The organism is Streptococcus sp. 27098_8_134 (assembly GCF_041431675.1).
GTDB classification, from domain to species: Bacteria; Bacillota; Bacilli; order Lactobacillales; family Streptococcaceae; genus Streptococcus; species Streptococcus sanguinis_R.
In genome coordinates this window covers 143,321-162,258 of sequence record NZ_JAPVYD010000002.1, presented here as the reverse complement: position 1 = coordinate 162,258, position 18,938 = coordinate 143,321, and the positions used below count along the sequence as shown (strand labels likewise).

The window sequence follows — 18,938 nt, the reverse complement described above, 5'->3', positions numbered from 1 at the left end:
CTACTAGAAGTTTAGTAAGCTCTTCAATAGATAGTTAGAAATCAAGGAGCCTGAAACGAAAGTTCAAACTCCTTGGACATACTCATGGAAATATTCTATCCTTATTCAGGAAAGGATTTTCAAGAATATAAATTCTTATATCCACCACCATTGATAAAGCGACCAGTAGAGAATGTTGACCACGATAGCCATAGCAGATAGACTGGTCAAAGCTATCAGGAAGAGACGGCCTTTGCTCAATCCTTTTCTAGCCTTTGTCAGGAGTGGATAAACGGCAAAGCCTGCCAAGACTAAACCTAGACCAGCAAAGACCATAAAACGCCAGCTAGCCAAAAAACTCACATCATTGACAGCTATTGCGATGAAGAAAAGAGCGAAATTCACACCAACAGCCAAAGCAGCCAAGGAGGTCAGATAGGTCCAAAGCCGGAGTCGTTTTGGAGTTTTAGACTGGCCTTTCCTGAATATTAAACGGAAGAAATCTAGAACACTACAAAATAAGAGTTGAAGCAGACTATAAACAACTGCAATTACCGCCAAAATCAGTATTGCCTGCTCTTGCAGTACATCTGTATCCTCCACCTTGAAAGTGTCTGCGTAGGCTGTTGTCACTTTTTCTGTTTCCCCTTGATGACTGATAACCGCATATTTCTGTGCCAAAAGCGGGTTCTCCGCAGATTTCTCCGTAAATTGGGTATAGGATAGAACTTTGGTAATGGAGAGGGGACCTGAAGCAAAATACCGTGCCGGTCTGTAATACCCAGCCTGAAATGTATCAAAAGTCGCTGCATCCGTCTCTTTCTTAGCACCAAAAACTAGTGTTGGCATATCATAGTTATACACTTGCTCATGATCTTGATTAGTCATAATAACCATGCCTATCCCGTTTTTTAAATCCAGAAGAAGTTGGGAAGAATAACCTATCGAATTACCACTATGACCCACGACCGTCGTGCTATACTCTTGAGTCCAAAAACCATGCATATTGAGTGGTGTATCTGTTCCTGGATAGACTGAAGTCGCTGTGTAAAGGGTCTCCCAAGTCTCAGGCCGCTGAAGGAGCTTTTCTTTTTTCAAAAGAGCCATGGCAAACTTCTGGAAATCCGCCATAGTAGAGACTGCCTGTCCCGTCGGATAGAGACCTAGATAAGAATAGGCTGTTCCCAACGATGTCTGTCCATCCGCATTGTACGAAACTTCTTCTAGCCGTTTCTGATAAACCTTAGAATTTTCTTTAAAGTCGGATGATAGAGCAGTATCCATCATACCCAATGGTTGGAAAATATGCTCATGGACATAGGCCGAAAAATCCTGGCCAGATACTCGCTCAACAATATAAGCAGCTAAACCTGCACTAAAATTAGAATATGCCGTCATGGTACCTGGCTCATAGGATTGCTCAGGCTGATTTTTTGATAGAATCTCCTCAATGGATAAGCCTTTATCTTCCCTAACTCCATGAGTTGACTCGCTAAAACCTGCCTGATGATTCATGAGGTGGAGCATAGTGATGGGCTTGTCGTAGCGCAGTGTCTTGAGGAATCCCTCTGGCAGATAGGTTTGGATGTCTGCTTCCAAATCAATCTTGCCCTCTTCCCAAAGTTGCATAATCGATACCCAGATTGTTAGTTTACCGGTTGAACCCCACTCAAAGACGCTATCATTATCAACCTTTATTCCCTTCTCCTTATCCATATAACCAAAATTTCCCTGATAAATGTTTCCGTCCTTATCAAAAACAGCTGTTGACATACCAGCTGTGGTATCTTCATGTGCTTTGACAAAGTCCTCTATTTTCTGGCTAATTTGATTGCGCTCTGTGCCAGATGGCAGATTCTGCTCCTCAGCCAAGATAGTAGCCGGTTGAAATATGCCCCAGCTTGTCAACAGTAGCAAAAAAATCGCAGTTATTTTTTTCATACAATATTCCTTTCTAAAAAGTATGATATTAGCCCTAAAATCATTTCTCTATTTGGAGAAAATCAAAAGGGCACCCCCTATTATGCAAAAAAGAAGATAGGCTTTCCATAACCTAACATTTCATTTCAGCTTTTAAACTTACATTTTTGTCATTTAGCATGAAGGAATATTTTTCTAACAATTAAACTGTAACGAATGTTTCTTTTATTCAGAATCAAAAAAACCGGAAACAAAGTCCGGTTCTAATCATTTATTTCCTAAACGTCAGGGCATAAAATTTCCCATCCCAAAGGAGTTTTAACTCCTTCTCCTTAACCCCTGCCGGTATAACGGACTCTAAAAAGATGAGAATTTTTCAATCGTAATTCACCTGATTGCCTATCTATATCTTTTGCTAAACCATAGGCTTTATAGAGGACTAAAAGACTAAAAGCAAGCTCAAAAGCTAGAATTATCCGACCCCAATAAGTCTGATTCGCTGGCAGATTCCACAAAAAATGTAAAACAAAAGGCAGCATAACACAAAATAGGCCATAAGCAAATACAGATTGATTCTTCTTATGATAATGTAATATCAGTGCAAGACCGAAAGTAAGCAAAGATGTATATAGCCCGTGAGACATAAAAGCCGGAACTAAACGGCTTATGACTTGTGATAGAGAATCAGCCAAACCACGGTCTACATTATTAGCAATCCAAACAAATTGTTCTTGAATTTCAAATCCTGTACCCGCAGCATAGCCCAGCAGCAATATTGATTTTAGATTTTTTACTGGAACAAAGTAATAGGCGAAGACTACTGCTAGAAGTTTGGCAGGCTCCTCAATAGGCGGAGCAACAACAGAGTCCTGAATGATATTCACCCAGGAAGTCTTAGGAAAGTTACTTTCTAATAAATAAGTCAGTCCCCTATCAGCCGTACTAGATAGAAACTTCGACAGGAAAAGTCCGCCTATCAGTGCTAATAAAATAGCTGCCAAGGGGGTCTGCCATTTTTTAGCCAAAAGAAAGAGCAAAAGAAAGACTGGAACAATATAGAAAATTTCTAATAAACTAGCTACTCCCACTATCCCATAATCAGTACCTGACAAACTATAGGAGATATAAGGTTCTGTAACGACTCCTAGTCCAAGTATCACTAGAAAAAAGTAAATAAAAAGAATAAGTCTTTTCTTCATTCCTTTACCCCCATTCTGAAATCAAGGAAATGGTTGCTACCAATGTTTAAGTCTTGTTTTCGATCAAATTTTTTGGCAAATTGAAAAGCTTCGTAAAGAACAACTAAACTGAAAGAAACTTCAAAAGCAATCATAAGGGGACTGAAGGATAAGTGACCGTTTGGCAAATTCCATTAATTCTAACACATTCCCTTTTTTTATTCTTTTGTTCTGAATATCTCGAATAAAATGAATTTAATAGTGTAATTGAACCTGTTATTAATGCTACTAATACTACAACATCCAAACTTGAAGTCATATTTTGTAAGTACGTACCGATACCTTGAATAAAAGTCGGAACATTATCATACAAGTATAGTGCTATATAATAAATATCAACTATTAGAAAAAGGATAAGGCAATAATTCCATTTTTTATTTTTTAGGGTATTGTTGCCAATATAATTAGCCAATATAATTGTTAATATAAAACAAATCCAAAATAACATATTACTCTCTCGCTTTAATATTATCTACACTGTCAATTTCATATCTACATTTTTTAAGATAAAGTAAACTAATAACAAAATCTAAATGTAAAATCATTCAACAAAAATATACTAATCTTTACCTATTGAGACTTTATCTTATAAACCATCAATCTGCATTAAAATAATCATAAACCTCTTTAAAAAGGGTATGCAATATTTCTTGCTCTTCTTCATCTAAATTATTTTCAGAGACTAGCTCATCCAAATACTTAGGTACAGTAGAATGGTTTTTAATAGTCGATTTAGCATATCTTCCTATCAAATGAGTCTTTTATAAAAGTTAATTTCAATATTTTATTCAGTACAATTCCTTTTCTAGTTCATTTAGGAAGGTGATTACAAATTGATGGCGACTTTCTGCCATTTGTTTGGCAGTCTCCGTGTTCATTTCATCTTTTAAGAGGAACAACTTGTCATGGAAATGTTGGATGGTATCAGTAAGGGGCCTCCCTTTGTGGCCACCATAGGAAAAAGTTCGCGCAATTCCTACAGCTCCTATCGCATCCAGGCGGTCTGCATCCTGGACAATCTTTCCTTCTATGGTTTCTGGATGTTTACCGCGATTTTTGCTGAAAGAAACAGCATTGATAACCTGGCAAATCTGGTCGATTTGGTTTTGAGGAATACAAATCTCTTCTAGAAACGTGCGAGCATTCGCATTATTCTCTGTTTGAAATAATTTATCATCATCAGCATCGTGAAGAAGAGCTGATAAGCCCACTATCTCCATATCACATGGACCTTCTGCTTGTGCGATTCTCATAGCATTGGTATAGACGCGAAGGGTATGCTCTACATCATGGCCATCCGCTCGATCAGCAAATAAAGCTTTAACATACTGCTTTGTAGCATGGATTCGTTCTTCTATCATCGTTCTTCTCCTTATCATCTCATAGTCATCAATTTTTGCTTTTCCACTTTTATAATATAATTTTATCTGATTCTGTCTGATTAAAACTTTGAAAGTCGGTTAACTACACTCAATTTTCGCATAGTCATCCGAATTCCAAATTTCTTTTCAAGATAATTAGTGTTTAAACGTTTTTTTCGAGCATCACGTGGTAAATATAGGTAACAGCACTCGTGACCACCATAGAACTCTTCATCTCCAAAATTCTCTCTACTAAGTTCTGTTAGAGTACTTTCGGGAATCTCTTCGTTAGTAAAAACTAGATGAATACGAGAACTATCATAAGTATTATCAAATGGGTTTTCTTGAATAGCAATCTCTAATTGATTAATTTCTTTGATAATTATTGATAAATCAGCTCCAATTTTATCCAAAATCGTATCATGAACTAACTTTCTGATTTCTTCGTCAGATAACTCTGATTCTAACAGTATATTCCCACTCTGAATATATGTTTGAACATTTAAAAAACCAACTTCTGTTAGGATTTCTACTAAATAAGACATTTTGGGAATTCTATTGGTACCTGTTGGTGTTACTCCGCGAAGGAGAATAATCTTTTTCATACTAATGTCCTTGTGCATCTTTTTCTAAAGAGTTCATCATTTCAAAATAATAATGAGCATCCCCCGTTGAAAAATAATTAAACCATGCTTCTACTGTAGATTTTGAATATAGGCCTAACTCCTCGACAATGAGCTTAGTCCATGATAAAGATCCGGCTGAGCTAGCGGTAATAAGCTTTCCATCTTGAACTGCAATCTCATCTTTATAATAATCCTGCCCTCGATAATGTTGGCTCATCTGGGTTAAAAAGAATGAAGCATTACTTGTATGATATCGATTATCTAAAATTCCTTTTTCAGCTAATCCCAAAGTAGCGCCACAAATAGCTCCAACTAAAATATTTTCTTGCAATAGTTTAGAGGCTACTTCTAAAACATCATCTTGCTCATTATCCAACCAAGTATCACCTCCAATAAGCACTAGCGCAGCTGCATTTGCAGTATCTAAATCATATAGATTAACATCTGGAACAATTGTCATGCCTCCAGCAGTTTTTATAGACTTTTTCCCTTTAGAAACTGTTACTAATTTTACTTTAGCTTCTCCTAACATTGACTGTAAGCTTAGCGCCTGCATTAAATAGCCGTGTTCGAAATCAGCCATAGTATCTTGAATATACATATAAATATTTTTCATCATTCTTACTCCTCTTTGATAAATGATCGAACTATTAATTGTTTTTATTGTATCATATTTTATGTTTCGCTGTAATACCAATATTTTTTACTTCATCAGTAAAATAGCGATTTTTAGACATTAAACAACCTACGGAGGCTCACCGTAGGTTTGTATTTATGTTATCAACTTCTGCAACATTTCAACTGCTTGTCCTCAATACCACTGTGCTCCCGTTTAAAAGCAGAGTGAAGGATAATGACAAATAGTACCAACATCTAGAATGAATTTAGAAACTAAAAACAAATCATCAATCTGCATTAAAATATTCATAAACCTCTTTAAAGAGAGTTCGCAATATTTCTTGCTCTTCTTCATCTAAATTATATTCAGAGACTAGCTCGTCCATATAGTCAAATGCAGTGAAATGATTTTTTATCCCATGCATGACAATTGCAAATTTCAGATCATCTAGTTCAGTTTTATTAAACCCTTTTAGCTTCTTCAAATCAATTCTAGTGATTGGATGTGGGACAACATCTAGAGTACTGTAAATCGTTTTTCCTAATAAATAGTCTGTTGTGGTATCAAATAATTTTGCTAATTTGACAATGGCTTCTAAACTAGGTTCTAAAGTTCCATTTTCCCAACGAGAATAAGTACCTTGTTGTACATCAATCATCTCGGAAACTTGTACCTGAGTCCAGTTCTTCTGATTTATTTCCTAAACGTCAGGGCATAAAATTTTCCGTCCCAGAGGAGTTTCAACTCCTTCTCTTTGACTCCGGCCGGTATAGCGGCCTCAATTTCTCCCAGATCAACAGTAGCGTCCTTAAAATAGTCCTTGCTGAAGTGGTTCTTCTTATATTGCTGGTCCACATAGTCTGCTGTCTCGTCTGAGATCATAATCTTAGTCCCTGGCTTAGCCACCCGCAGCATTTCCTGCATAGCCTTGGCCTTATCACTAAAGAAATTAATTCCACCGATATGATAGACGATGTCAAAGCTATTATCCTCAAAGGGCAGGTCTTCTGCACAAGCATGAAAGAGCTGCAGATTTGTTTTCTTGGCGCAGGATTTCTGGCATTTTTTCAGCATGCCTATGGAAATATCTGCCCCGACAAAGTCTAGGCTTTTCAGGTCAATATTCTCAGGAATGTAGCGTAGGTCGTGACCTGTTCCGATAGAGACATAAAGAACTGACAAATTGTCCTTCCATTCTATTTCTGCCATCAGATCCCTTCTTAGCTTGTCAACTGTCTTGCCATAGAGAAGACCGCCCAGCCATTTCTCACTCAAATCATACCAGCGAGCAAAGCGATTGTACATGGTCATATACTTGGCATTGTCCCCTGAGACATAATCCGGATTCAGCGCCAGATAGATGTCCCCATCTTTTTGAAAATCCTCTAACTTCAAACCTGGCTTCAGCTTCTCTTGAATTTTTGTATCTGTCATATCTTCTGTCTCCTTTTTCTATTTGCCATTTATTATAGAGGATTCTGAGACAAAAACAAGAGTTTTTCCGTAAGTGGCTGCCCTGCATGAGTAACTGGAAGAAATTGCTAAGTAAGCTGCAAAAAAACTAGACAAAAAATGTGCAAACAAAAGAAGATAAAGCATTCTGCTCTATCTTCTCTTTGTTTATTTGCTCAGTCGAGTCTTACGGTAAAGTCCTAAAAGAGCCAGGACTACCAGACCAGAAAGAACTAGTCCAAGGCTTTCAGCAGAGCCAGTCGCAGGAAGAACTTTTTTAGATTTTCCTTGACCATCTGCTGCTTTATCAGAATCAGATGATTGATTTGGCTTAATACCGCCTTGAACTGCTTTATCAGGGGTACCAGGTTCAGCTGGTGCCGCTTGGTCAGTAATGAACAACTTACCGTCTGTATACTCTACTGCATTACTATTAGCGTCTAGAACTGTTACAGTGCCATCTTCATTGACTTGGAAGACAATATCAGTCACAGCTAGATAACCTGTCGGAGCCGCTTCCTCATGGAAGGTATAAATACCCGGCTCTAAGTTGATTTCTTTAGATTTGTCAGCTTCTGAAGTCCAAGATGCGACAGGACTGCCCTTGCTTTCCCGTCCCTTGAAAATCTGAATCTGAGCACCGGCAATTTCCTCACCAGCTAGATTGACCTTACTGAAGGTTACCTTTTTGTCTCCAGGAATTTGCGTTTGCTTGTTAACGACATTTACTGCGACCAATCTGCTGTCTCCAGAATCTCCAGATGCCGGACTTCCTACGTTCAAAGTCTTACCAAAATCCGTCGGACTGATGGTAATATCCTCTGTCAGGCGATCGTAACCAGCTGGAGCAGTCGTTTCACGCAGGATATAAGTGTCACGCAGAAGATTACCAACTTCTGCGTTCCCATCTGCATCTGTCGTGATGGTGCCAACCACCTTATTGGTCGCTTTCCGCACCACTTCAAAGACTGCACCGCTCAGAGAAGCATTAGACTCATCAGTCTTGTGAACCTTAACCTTGAAGTTATAGCCTTCTGACTTTCCGCCAGCAATCTGATAAGAGTATTCATTAGTTACAGACACTGTCTCGGTATTGTTGTAGTTCATAGTAGCCTTATTTCCTACAACTTCTCCATCAGCCAAATCATAGTCAGCCAATGTCTTGTACTCAACTAGGTAGCCGAAACCTTCTACATCTCCGAAGTTGATTGTCAAGCTATCGCCTTCAGCGCCAAAGGTCATCTTAGACTGGAAGTCTGCTGTTACATCTTCAGTCGAATCACGCGCCCAATCTCCATTATTCCAGCGCCAAGAAACCTTATAAACTCGTACAGAGTCTTGAACAATCTTAGCGTTTGTATCACCCAGCTTGTCCGTCACAGAGACATTTTTGTAGTTCCCCATGTTGCGGTTAATGGCTACATTGTAGCGGATTTCATTCTTAGCATCGGCATCCCACTGAAAAGCACTCTTTTCTAGCAGGGACTCATACTTTTTCGGAGGTCCATTATAGTGAATGCTGCCAGCTGGAATCCTATTATTGCCTACCGTGAAAGTAACTGGAATATCCCTTTCCTCTGTGACAACTTCGTGGTCAATCCGCGAATAGAAGAAAAACTCGCCTCTGACACTGGACTTCTGCTCTACATAGTCTGTGTATGTCAACGTGATGGTCTTAGCATTGCTATCCAGAACTCCATTAGCCACCAGAGCTCCGTTTTCATCCTTAAGCTCAATAGCTGACGAATTCCCAAAGGTAAATTCATTCGGTAAATGAATCACCGTTGTATCACCCGCATGGGCTTGGTTGTCCGGCAGGGCAAACTTAGCATAGACTCGGAAGGTCTGCCAGATATCTACACCATTGGTCAGCTGCTCACCAGAGTTAGTGGTGAGGTGCATCTCAGTGATGACATCATTGAGTTCCGCCGCCTGAGCCTTAAGGGTTCCAGCTAGGAAAGGCAGGAACACGCCTAGACAGAGAATGATGAGCTGAAACCATACTCTCAGTTTTTTATTCATGCAATCTTCCTTTCTCACAAGTAAAATTTGTTTAAAAGCACAGCGTATTGGCAAGCCAGTCGAACACGCTCTTTTCATGTTTTTCTGCCTTTTTGACAAACACTGGAAAGACAATACTAATTCATTGTACCATATTGACTATTAAAAAACTATAGGAATGCTCAGAGGGTTTTATCATAAAAAGGAGAAAGAAGAAGCTAAGCCTTCTCTCTCCTATTGATACGAAAACGGGCCAAAAGATGACCTAAAAATCATTGAAAAAATTAAGCTCTTCTATTTTGACAAAAAGGTCAATCTTTATGTGACGCACTGGAAGTTGCGTCTACCTGATTCTGATCTGTTTCTTCTTGTTTGGAAGAATTTCTTTCCGTCTTATCTGAGGTGTCAGGCTCTTTCTGCGTATGTCCACAGGCCGTTAGGATAAAGACAGAAGTCAGAGCCAGAAACAAGCTCCCAATGTTCTTGAACCTAGACATACGAGTCCTCCATTTATGCGAAACTTGATGAGACTAGCACTTCGCCAAAAATGCCTGCACAGTCTTAACATCTTCTGGAGTTCCGCCTTGGTCAATATCGCAGATATGCTGGAGCCCGTATTTTTCAATAATCAAGGCAGTCGCCCCGCAGAAAGTCCGGCCGTGTTTAACAGAGTCGCCATTGTTAACAAAACCTTTAATCAGCCCAGGATGTTTCTTGATAAAGCGTTTGGTAGACCAAGGAATTTTCCCAGCACCAGCATTTCGAGTAATGAGAATACAGGGCTCTTCCAGTTTCTCCTTGATGGTCTGGGTCGGATAGCCCAGTGATTCTGCAAATCGTTTACCAATACCAGTATTTGAATCATAAACTACAATCATCTTCATCACCTACTTTCTTAAAAAAAGGATAGCAAACCAAGCTGCAAAGCCTAAAACCACAACATCAGAGATGAGCATAAGCATAAACTCCAAATCTGGCATCATGTGAATATACATCAGCAATGACAAAGTTGTCAAAGCCAGTACTGTCAGCTTAGCAACTGCCGGCAAGCCCGGAATCAAAGCTGCTCCGATTAGGACAATGATGAGACCTCCGACTAAAAATGACTGAAAATCCACACTTAAACTAAAACCAACTGTCACACCGCCGTAGCCAATGGTCAAAAGACCAATCGCGACCAGACAGATACCCAAAATAGCCATTCCACTCATGGCAAATCCTCCTTGCTTATTCATTCTTTTCCTCACTTTCTGTTTTTGAATGAACAATTTGTAATATTCATTCAAAACTTTCTAAAAAATAATTCACTTTATACTTATCCAATCACGTTTCTTGAATACCTTCCAATTCCTATTCGCACTACATAAGACATCACCTCCTTTGTTTATGAATGAATATTTTTTGAAATTCATTCATATCTACTTCTAAGAAAAGGAATTTCCTCTATTTGGAAAAAATTCCCTTAACAAAATATTTCACTAAAGTCTCAATGCTATTGAAGTAGCCTGAAAATTCCTGCTCTGTGACATGCATGTCTATGTAGTAAATCAAGTCATAAACCTTCATAATTTCAGCTATTTTCTCCTTCGAAAAACCCTCTTCCTGCAAGCGCTGGCTGAATGTCTGAATCAGAAAATGATGAAAAGCGTTGGACGCTCGTCCAGAATCCTGATTATAGTAATCATGCAGAATCTGAGAAATACCTGGTTTGTTCCACTCAGCTAGAATTTTATTGGGCGAAATCAATTCAAAAGTGACTGCAAAAAGCTGTTCAATGATTGCCTCAGGCTCGCCCTGCCAGTCTACGCGTTGCATGATTTCCTCACGTACACGGCTATTTTCAGCTACATAAACCTCCAAGAAGATAGCTTCCTTAGACTCATAATACTTGTAAAAGGATCCGACAGCCATATGGCTTCTCTTAGCAATATCAGAAATTCCAGCTGCCTTATAGCCTTTTTCTGCAAAGACTTCTCTAGCCGCAGCCAGGAGCTCATTTTTTTTATCCATTTCCACGCCTCTTTTGTGAATGAATTATATTTTGTGTTCATTCATATTTTAACACAATCTTGTCACTTGTCAAGCATTTATGTTATACTATACAAAAAAGATAGTTTGCTAATCAAATTATTTTTTAGATTATATTTTGGAGGTTGAGCTATGCTCAAGGAAAGACGAAACCAGGGTACCATCGCCCTACTGGTAATTTCTCTTATTTTTCTATTTGTTGCTGCAGTAATGGGCTTTATCCAATACCAAAAAGTCAACACCAAGACTGCCTATGACCGAAATAGCGAGTCTGGATCAGATTCAGCAGTCTATGCTGAAGTGTCATATATTTTCCCAGAGGCCCTGATTGAAGTAGAAGATAATACTCAAGTTTGGCTGGTTGCCTACCAAGACGGATATGTTGGTCTGCAGGCTAAAAAAGGGGACAAGCAGATTGCCCAGCTCTTGGAAAAAGAGAAAAAGGGCGAGCTGGAAAAAAATCCTGTCCGAATCGTTGGCTCCTATGTTAATGCTAACTCCCCTAAGAAAAATCAGGGATATATCTCTAATTATGGCAGCCTCGTTCGCGGTCTCTTAGCAGACAATCCCGAAGTCATCACAGTAATGTCAAGCAGCTCCTATATCTCTATCACTGAATTTGAATCTGACAATCTTGCATTCATGTTCTACATTCTGTTTTTGATTGGACTCAGTGTTCTCTTTGTCGTTATAGGAATTATCGGCCGCAAGAAAAATATCGCTGCCTACGAAGAAATCTATGCAGCCTATCCAGAGGCCAAGAACAATCTCAATATCCTGCTTGAGCAAGCTTCTTTCCACGACGATGTGCTAAAAATTGCTGTCTATAAAGACCATCTCATTACCTACTATCGAGGTTTCAAGGCGATTGAACTCAAACAGGTCGTCCATCTCTACCACCACATTCTCACCATGCAGCGCGGCTTCGTTGCTTCAAACAGAAACTCAACCTTAGTTGCTATTCGGAACAATCAAAAGAAATACCAAATGCCTATTAAGAACATTGGTAAAACAACAGATACCAAACTTCAGTCAACCTTTGACTACCTCTACAACCACTTCCCTCATATCCGATTGGGAGTGTAATAGCACATAAAACTCAAGCTAGATTTTCTAGCTTGAGTTTTTTAGATACAAAAAAACAGGAGCAGGATACAGTCCAGCTCCATTTATTTTTATGATTGCTTGTCAGAACGTTTTTAAGCAAGTTACTTGCCTTCTTTTTCCTTTCTGCGCTTAGCCAAGGCGCTGTTAATCTTCTTGGTCTTAAGATTTGTATCCAAGTAAAGAAAGAGCCATACAAATAGATAAATCAGAATAAAATCCAGCCAGAAATGCCAGTTGGCAATTAAAAATCCCCAGTTATTGTAGACCATGAAGCAGCATACTAAGACCGCAACTGCGACAAAATGCAGTAAAATCGAGGCTAAAAAAGAGAATCGGTCTTCAAGAGTTTTTAAAATTGAACTGACAATCCCAATCAAACCGCTCATCACCATGACACTGATGATATTACTAGTTGTGGGCGGATGTTTTTGAATAGAGAAAGCAAGGACAATCAGATAGACTGCACTCCCTGTCTGGATGCCCATTAATATAGCGTGTAGACATTTTTTTATACTCATCACTTACCTCCTAGATTCCCAGATATTCCATTAAGAGTTTGACATAGCGACGGCTGACTTCGGTTTTGATTTGATTAGTCAGCTTGGCCGTCATATTGCCAGAAAAGCTGTCTGACAAGGACTCCAAATGGTCAATATTGATGACAGCATGACGGGAAACCTGGATAAAGTTCGAGCTGCTAATCCGTTGCTGAAAGCGAGTCAAGGTCTCTGTCGTCTGGTAAATGCCATCTCTACTGTATATCATCAGAGTTGTCTGGTTGATGTCTGCTAGGATAATATCTTCAGTCCTCAACATGACCAGCTTATCATCCGACTTGATAGGCAGAACACCACTAGGCCCTGCCTTATACTGCTCTAAATAATCTAAGATGGCCTTGGCTTCTGCCCCTAGCTGGTCTGCCTTGACCACAACCAGCGGATCCTTGGATGAAATGGTTGGATCTGTTTCAAATTTTGCTTGCAAGAGAAAGCTCCCTATTCACATTCTATTGTAGTTTCAGCCGGCGGATGACAATCATATTTTGTACCATCCAAATAAGCGCTATTGCAACTAAAACTACTCCAACTATATAGAAAGTTTCTGTCCTTGTCAAGAGCTCCTGCCATTCAATGCGAATTCCCATTGTTTTTTCAAAAGCTGCTTGTGACTGGCTGCTATTAGCAAAAGTATCTGCTAGACTTTCTTTCATGAGAACCTGTCTGAAAAGAGATGCCATGTAGTTAGAAGGCGTAAGCTTCATCAGGTTTTGCGCCATATTCGGCAAGGTTCCAATGGGGATATAGGTACCCACTAGAAAACCAGAAGTTGCTCCAACTACTGTCGCCAATTTCCCTAAACTATCCACTGATTTAAAGCATTGAACAATCAGAGCATTTATCAGTGTGGCTAAAAGGCTGTTCAAGAGCATCAGAAGCATCAGGTAAGGAAGACTCCCCCATTCAAAGGAAATTTTATCCGCCAGCGTAAAATAGCTGAGCATAAAGGCAAACATAATGACCTGCATCAAAAAGCCGATAATAACAGAGCTGACAAGATAACTAAGCTGCAAGCCCCATGGTCCCAAGTCTGTGATAAAGAGGTCGTCTGTCACCTTCCGCTCCCGGTCTTCGACCTGCCGAGAGAAAGCTGCCAAGGTGGTCGTTAATCCTGTAACTGCCAACACACCGCCAATCAGCCACAAGTCCATCAGCTGGCTGGAATGGTCTTTGTAATTATTTTTCAAAAAAACGATATAAAGCACAAAGGGAATAATCGCTCCGAAGAGGGACAAAATTACCCCACTACGGTTGCGGAAATAAAGTAAAAAATTACGTTTTATCAAAGCGAGCATATTAGCGTACCTCTCTTCCTGTCAGTGCCATAAAGGCATCGTCCATGGTTCCGGGTTGGAATTCAAATTGTTCAATATAGGGACCAGCCTGAGCCAGTAAGGTCAGAGCTTCTTGAGTCGTTTTAGGGTGGAGGATAAATTCCCCTTCCTTGACTTGCTCCCAAGCGTAGCCTCTTGGCAAGCTTTTCTCTAAACTTGCTGAATCTTGACTCAAAATCCGTAAGACATTGCGGGCATAGTTTCCCTTAATCTGGTCTGCAGAGCCTTGGGCAATGACCTGACCATGATCTACGATATAGATCTTATCTGCATCATCAGCTTCATTGAGATAGTGGGTTGTCAAGACAATGGTCATCTGCTCTTCTTTCTGAATTTGCTTGAGCAAACTCCAAATACTCTCCCGAGTCTGAATGTCCAGGCCTGTCGTAGGCTCATCCAGAAAGAGCAGGTCAGGACTATTGAGCAGGGCTCGCGCAATGTCCACCCGACGCTTTTGACCACCAGACAGCGTGCCATAAGGCTGCTTGGCAAAGGCTGATAAACCTAGCTGAGAGACCAAGCGCTCGATTCTACCTGCCGGCATCTCCTTGTACTGCTTGGCTCTAATGGTCAGATTTTCTAAAACTGTTAGCCGGGCATCCAACACACTGTTTTGGAAAACCACACCCAGCCTAAGCTTTTCAGCATAGCAAATCTGCCCGGATGTCGGCTGCAAGAGCCCAATCAGCATCTGAATGGTCGTGGATTTTCCTGCACCATTAGGGCCTAGAATAGCTGTAAAACTGCCTCTCTCAATCTGAATATTCAGATCATTAACTGCCACCTTATCGCCATAAACCTTGCTAAGATTTTTCGTTTCTACTAACATGATCTTTTCTCCTCTTCTTTACTTCTGAGACTATGATAGCAAGTCTTTTTTGAAAAATCTCAGCTTTTTGGACAAGCGGTAAAATGAGGGAGATGAGAGGTAAAAATCCAGACATCAAAAAATCCCCGACCATTCGGTCAGGGAAGTTTATTAGCGGGCGACAATCTTGCGGTAACTGCGTGAAGTCAGTAAGAAAACTAAAATATAGGTCAGGAGGAAGACACCGCAAGTTGCAAGTGTTGTCTGAATCAAAAGAGGAAGATTGGTCACACCCAATAGGGCAACTATCAAGCGCAGCATATGAAAGACCGCTGCTACATGTAGAAAAGCAAAGATGAGAGGTAGGAAGAAAACAGTCAAAATCTGCTTGCGAATGGTACTTCTAGTCTGCTTTTCATCTAAACCAACTTTTTGCAAGATGATAAAGCCATCTCGGTCTTCATAGCCTTCAGAGATTTGCTTATAGTAAATCACGAGAACAGCTCCTAGAAGGAAGATAACGGAGAGGAAGACACCGATGAAGAGCAAGGTTCCAGTAAGTTCTTGATAGCTCTTTTCTGCACTATAACGGTCACTAGCCATTGCAAAGCTACCATCTTGAGCTTGTTCCTGATCCAAAGTGTCCCTCAACCCCAATTGGACTTGCTCGACAAACTTTTTACTGCCCTTAGTCTCTGAAGCAACTCCAATGTAGTAGTAATGATCCACATCGAGATTAACCTCTTTGCTATCATTGACCACCATATAGAGACCCTGTTCCATGGTTACATCGTTTGGATTAGGGATTTCCCCATGCGTGAAATTCGACGATAAAAGCTGCTTAATCTTCCAGTCCTTACCATTCACTCGGAGAGGCTTATCCTTATTCAAGGAAATATTTTTTCCATAGACAAGAGTTTCATCGTCTGCCAAGTCTATCTTTTCCCCTGTCATTTTTTCATAATCCTGACGATTGATGACCGTAATCGTGCCTGCAGACTTGGTCAAGATACTTGTATCCGACTCCAGCTCGCTTTGCATTGGAACTGTCACATCATTACCAGCCAGTTTCATAATGAAGGCTGATTGGTAGAGATAGGTAGTATAGCTTGGCTTCTTCAGACCTGTGTCCTGAGCGACTTGCTGGACCTTGTCCAACAGAGCCTCCTTCTGATTGGTCGATTTCGGCAAGACGACGCTGACATTGTAATCCTTTGGATGCAAGGTAGTAATATAATCCTGACCTCCAACATAGATATTGATTGTACCAACCAGAGTCACTAAGAGCATGGTAGATAGAATGGAGATAGTTGCCAATCCTGCTGCATTTTTACGCATCCGCGAGATAAGATTGGAAACAGAAATGAAATTCTGCATTTTATAGTAGTAGCCTTTGCGCTTTTTGAGAAATTTCAATAATGTAATTGAACCTGCATTAAAAAGCAGATAAGTTGCTAGGATAACCATGACTACAGCTATAAAGAAATTGCCGATAGCAGCGACAGGTTTGGTAACGGTCAAAGCCATATAATAAGCCACACCCATGAGCAGGAGCCCCAGCAAGGTTTGCAGAAAAAGGAAGCGTCCTTTCTTCTCGCCTGCTTTCTTTTCTTTCATTAGGTTAAGAGAGCTATAGCGTAGAAGACGCGTAGAGTTGAGCAACAAAATCACCGCAAAAGCGACACCTAGACTGGCTAGAGTCATCCAAACATTCTGCCATTGGAAGGTCGAGGCAAGAACTGCTGGCATTCCCATCAATTTCAAAAGGACTGCGTAGAGCATCTTATCTAAAGCTAGGCCAGACAAGATACCCAGACCGACTGTAGCTAGATAAAAGACACAGAGTTCAAAGAAGGTCATGACTAGCAGATGCTTTTTCTCCATACCCAGCAGACTATAGACCCCCAACTCTCGGGAGCGGTTTTTCATGACGAAGCTATTGGCATAGGTAATGAGGATAAGGACGGCAATCTGAATGACATGGATACCAAACTGCAAGGTCATGCGAGCAGCTGCACCGCCATAAGAGGCCTCCATGTTGGGGCTATGAGCTAGTGAGACAAAACTATACAAAATCGCTGTTGCCAGTACCGTCGCCAAAGCAAATGGATAATACAAACTGCGATTTTTAACCAGATTGGACAAAGCCAATTTACTCGTTAGTTTGAACATAATTGCCCACCTCACTTGCCATAACTGTCAGAGTATCAGAAATCTCTTGGAACATCTGCCGCTCGGTCTTGTCACCACGGAAGATTTGGTTGTAGAGAATCCCATCCTTGATAAAGAGCACCCGCTTGGCGCGGCTAGCCGCTGCCGTCGAGTGGGTTACCATGAGAATAGTTTGGCCGCGGGCATTGATATCATCAAAGACATCCAACAGGGCTGCCGAAGATTTGGAATCCAAGGCTCCCGTCGGCTCATCTGCCAGCAGAATCTCAGGGTCTGTGATGATGGCCCGAGCTACTGCAACCCGCTGCTTCTGACCACCGGAAATCTCATAAGGAAACTTCTCTTGGAGTTTGTTAATCCCCAGCTCATTGCAGGTCGTAACCAGCTTTTGCATCATTTCGGTAATGGGACGGCGAGAGAGGACTAGAGGCAGGAGAATATTATCCTTGACTGACAGGGTATCCAGCAGGTTGAAATCCTGAAAGACAAAGCCTAATTTCTCCCGGCGGAAGCTGGAAGCCTGGCTGTTTTTGATGGTTGCCGTGTCAGTTCCGTTGAGAAAGACGCGGCCCTCAGTCGGCTTGTCCAGCATAGCTAGGATGTTGAGCAGGGTGGATTTCCCAGAGCCTGACTCCCCCATGATGGCGACATATTCGCCTTTTTCTACCGTAAAGTGAATGTCCTTCAGTGCCTCTACTTGACTACCCTGAAAACGAGTTTTATAAATTTTTTTCACATGCTGTACGTCTAATAATGTCATCTTGCTTCCTTTCTGTCTAGCAGGCACCTATCAAAGCCCTGCTTTTAGCAGTATTTATGAACTGCCTCCTAATTGATAAGTCTATTTTATCTCAATACCAACCACCCTGCCATAACCTAAGCTTACATTTTAAAGTGCAATCTTACACTTTTGTAAGATGAAATGGGCTTTATTTTACCCAAAAGGCAATCAAAGCAATTAGCCAAAGGTGGGCTGGATAGAAAATATAGAAGAAATATTTGCTCCACTTGCTGCTGGATCCTCGCTCACCATTGTAGAAGTGCAAGAGAGGAAGAGCACTGATAAAGAGCCAGTCTGAATTATAGAGCAGCATTGTTAGCGTGTCCTGCAAGGTTGGATAAATTTGAATACTCATGGCAAAGAGAATTCCCGCCCAAACTACATAGGTCAAGTTTCTGAAAAATACTTGATTTCTAAAAAGGTAGGTCAAGAGCATGAAAGGAAGCAGAGCCATGCCGCCTTCGCTAAAGACAAGCCCAGCCAGCAAGACCAAGACCCCAGCAGTCAGCCGCAAACCACGCTTCCTATCCTTAGCAGCTCCTCCATTGTCAGAAAAGCCAAAGAAAAGACTCAGCATGAGAACCCCGCAGGCCAAGGTCAGGAAGATGTTGTGAGTGAGGTAGATGCCCTTTTCCTGAAAGAGGAGTGTCAGGATACAGTTTCCTGTCTGCATCAGGGCTGCCCAAAAGAAGAGCCTCATATTGTAAGCCAGGCGGTTGCGAGTGTGGAGAAAACCTTCCACTGCCATGAAGGCAAATGCTACTCCAACACAGCGGGTTAGGGCATGCAAGACGCCATCCCAGCCCTCCGGCACCAGCCCCGGTATCTGACTGATATGGTCAAAAACCATAAGAAACGCCATGAAGAGCTTCAACTGAAAAGCATTTATACCTTTTGATTTCATTTTTCTGTCTCCTTCTTATTTCTTGCCTCTATGATAATAAAAAAGAAAGGC

The 18,938-nt window shown here is 40.8% G+C and carries 20 protein-coding genes and 1 pseudogene; 1 reads left to right on the top strand and 20 read right to left on the bottom strand.

The window, feature by feature from the left end:
* Positions 1-135: 135 nt before the first annotated feature.
* The 13 genes and pseudogenes from O3620_RS05295 to O3620_RS05235 all read right to left on the bottom strand — a co-directional run bounded on the left by O3620_RS05295 (position 136) and on the right by O3620_RS05235 (position 11,206).
* Positions 136-1,920, bottom strand: a complete 1,785-nt coding sequence (locus O3620_RS05295) for a serine hydrolase (RefSeq protein ID WP_002918584.1) — start codon at positions 1,918-1,920, stop codon at positions 136-138.
* 250 nt (positions 1,921-2,170) lie between these two features.
* Positions 2,171-2,260: pseudogene (locus tag O3620_RS05290) on the bottom strand (SAM-dependent methyltransferase); the annotation flags it as partial.
* Entirely contained in the window at positions 2,232-3,098 is an 867-nt protein-coding gene (locus tag O3620_RS05285) for a PrsW family glutamic-type intramembrane protease (protein ID WP_002918583.1), read from the bottom strand. The pseudogene O3620_RS05290 and the gene O3620_RS05285, both read right to left, overlap by 29 nt.
* 827 nt (positions 3,099-3,925) lie before the next feature.
* Positions 3,926-4,498, bottom strand: a complete 573-nt coding sequence (locus O3620_RS05280) for an HD domain-containing protein (protein ID WP_371601500.1) — start codon at positions 4,496-4,498, stop codon at positions 3,926-3,928.
* Positions 4,499-4,578: 80 nt separating this feature from the next.
* The gene (locus tag O3620_RS05275) at positions 4,579-5,103 is read right to left on the bottom strand and encodes a DUF1697 domain-containing protein (protein WP_061406833.1); all 525 of its coding nucleotides are present in this window, start codon (positions 5,101-5,103) and stop codon (positions 4,579-4,581) included.
* 1 nt (position 5,104) lies between these two features.
* Entirely contained in the window at positions 5,105-5,740 is a 636-nt protein-coding gene (locus O3620_RS05270; protein ID WP_032913075.1) for a DJ-1/PfpI family protein, read from the bottom strand.
* A 289-nt stretch (positions 5,741-6,029) separates the two neighbouring features.
* Positions 6,030-6,401, bottom strand: coding sequence for a helix-turn-helix domain-containing protein (locus tag O3620_RS05265; protein ID WP_002918576.1), 372 nt, complete (start codon positions 6,399-6,401; stop codon positions 6,030-6,032).
* A 35-nt stretch (positions 6,402-6,436) separates the two neighbouring features.
* Entirely contained in the window at positions 6,437-7,177 is a 741-nt protein-coding gene (locus O3620_RS05260) for a class I SAM-dependent methyltransferase (RefSeq protein ID WP_002918575.1), read from the bottom strand.
* Between the two features lie 186 nt (positions 7,178-7,363).
* Positions 7,364-9,217, bottom strand: a complete 1,854-nt coding sequence (locus tag O3620_RS05255) for a SpaA isopeptide-forming pilin-related protein (RefSeq protein ID WP_032912837.1) — start codon at positions 9,215-9,217, stop codon at positions 7,364-7,366.
* A gap of 290 nt (positions 9,218-9,507) precedes the next feature.
* Positions 9,508-9,693: a hypothetical protein gene (locus O3620_RS05250; protein ID WP_002918572.1), complete on the bottom strand. Its 186-nt coding sequence runs from the start codon at positions 9,691-9,693 to the stop codon at positions 9,508-9,510.
* Between the two features lie 33 nt (positions 9,694-9,726).
* The gene (locus tag O3620_RS05245; protein WP_002899844.1) at positions 9,727-10,083 is read right to left on the bottom strand and encodes a class Ib ribonucleoside-diphosphate reductase assembly flavoprotein NrdI; all 357 of its coding nucleotides are present in this window, start codon (positions 10,081-10,083) and stop codon (positions 9,727-9,729) included.
* Complete coding sequence (locus O3620_RS05240; RefSeq protein ID WP_032912835.1) at positions 10,084-10,431, bottom strand: hypothetical protein; 348 nt, start codon at positions 10,429-10,431, stop codon at positions 10,084-10,086.
* Between the two features lie 208 nt (positions 10,432-10,639).
* On the bottom strand, positions 10,640-11,206 hold the full coding sequence (locus O3620_RS05235) for a TetR/AcrR family transcriptional regulator (protein ID WP_002918564.1): 567 nt from the start codon (positions 11,204-11,206) through the stop codon (positions 10,640-10,642).
* A gap of 150 nt (positions 11,207-11,356) precedes the next feature.
* On the opposite strand from O3620_RS05235, the gene O3620_RS05230 reads away from it, so the two are divergent.
* Positions 11,357-12,310, top strand: a complete 954-nt coding sequence (locus O3620_RS05230) for a hypothetical protein (RefSeq protein ID WP_002918561.1) — start codon at positions 11,357-11,359, stop codon at positions 12,308-12,310.
* A 122-nt stretch (positions 12,311-12,432) separates the two neighbouring features.
* Here O3620_RS05230 and O3620_RS05225 read toward each other — a convergent pair whose 3' ends face one another.
* The 7 genes from O3620_RS05225 to O3620_RS05195 form a co-directional block, all read right to left on the bottom strand.
* Entirely contained in the window at positions 12,433-12,849 is a 417-nt protein-coding gene (locus O3620_RS05225) for a DUF3021 domain-containing protein (protein ID WP_002918558.1), read from the bottom strand.
* A 10-nt stretch (positions 12,850-12,859) separates the two neighbouring features.
* Positions 12,860-13,315, bottom strand: coding sequence for a LytTR family DNA-binding domain-containing protein (locus O3620_RS05220; protein WP_002905974.1), 456 nt, complete (start codon positions 13,313-13,315; stop codon positions 12,860-12,862).
* 22 nt (positions 13,316-13,337) lie between these two features.
* Entirely contained in the window at positions 13,338-14,183 is an 846-nt protein-coding gene (locus tag O3620_RS05215) for an ABC transporter permease (protein ID WP_002918557.1), read from the bottom strand.
* A 1-nt stretch (position 14,184) separates the two neighbouring features.
* Positions 14,185-15,051: an ABC transporter ATP-binding protein gene (locus O3620_RS05210; protein WP_002918555.1), complete on the bottom strand. Its 867-nt coding sequence runs from the start codon at positions 15,049-15,051 to the stop codon at positions 14,185-14,187.
* A 150-nt stretch (positions 15,052-15,201) separates the two neighbouring features.
* Positions 15,202-17,202, bottom strand: a complete 2,001-nt coding sequence (locus O3620_RS05205; RefSeq protein WP_002918551.1) for an ABC transporter permease — start codon at positions 17,200-17,202, stop codon at positions 15,202-15,204.
* Positions 17,183-17,962, bottom strand: a complete 780-nt coding sequence (locus O3620_RS05200) for an ABC transporter ATP-binding protein (protein WP_002899832.1) — start codon at positions 17,960-17,962, stop codon at positions 17,183-17,185. Before O3620_RS05200 ends, O3620_RS05205 begins: the two co-directional genes overlap by 20 nt.
* Before the next feature lie 169 nt (positions 17,963-18,131).
* The gene (locus O3620_RS05195; RefSeq protein ID WP_371601499.1) at positions 18,132-18,887 is read right to left on the bottom strand and encodes a TraX family protein; all 756 of its coding nucleotides are present in this window, start codon (positions 18,885-18,887) and stop codon (positions 18,132-18,134) included.
* Between the last annotated feature and the right edge of the window lie 51 nt (positions 18,888-18,938).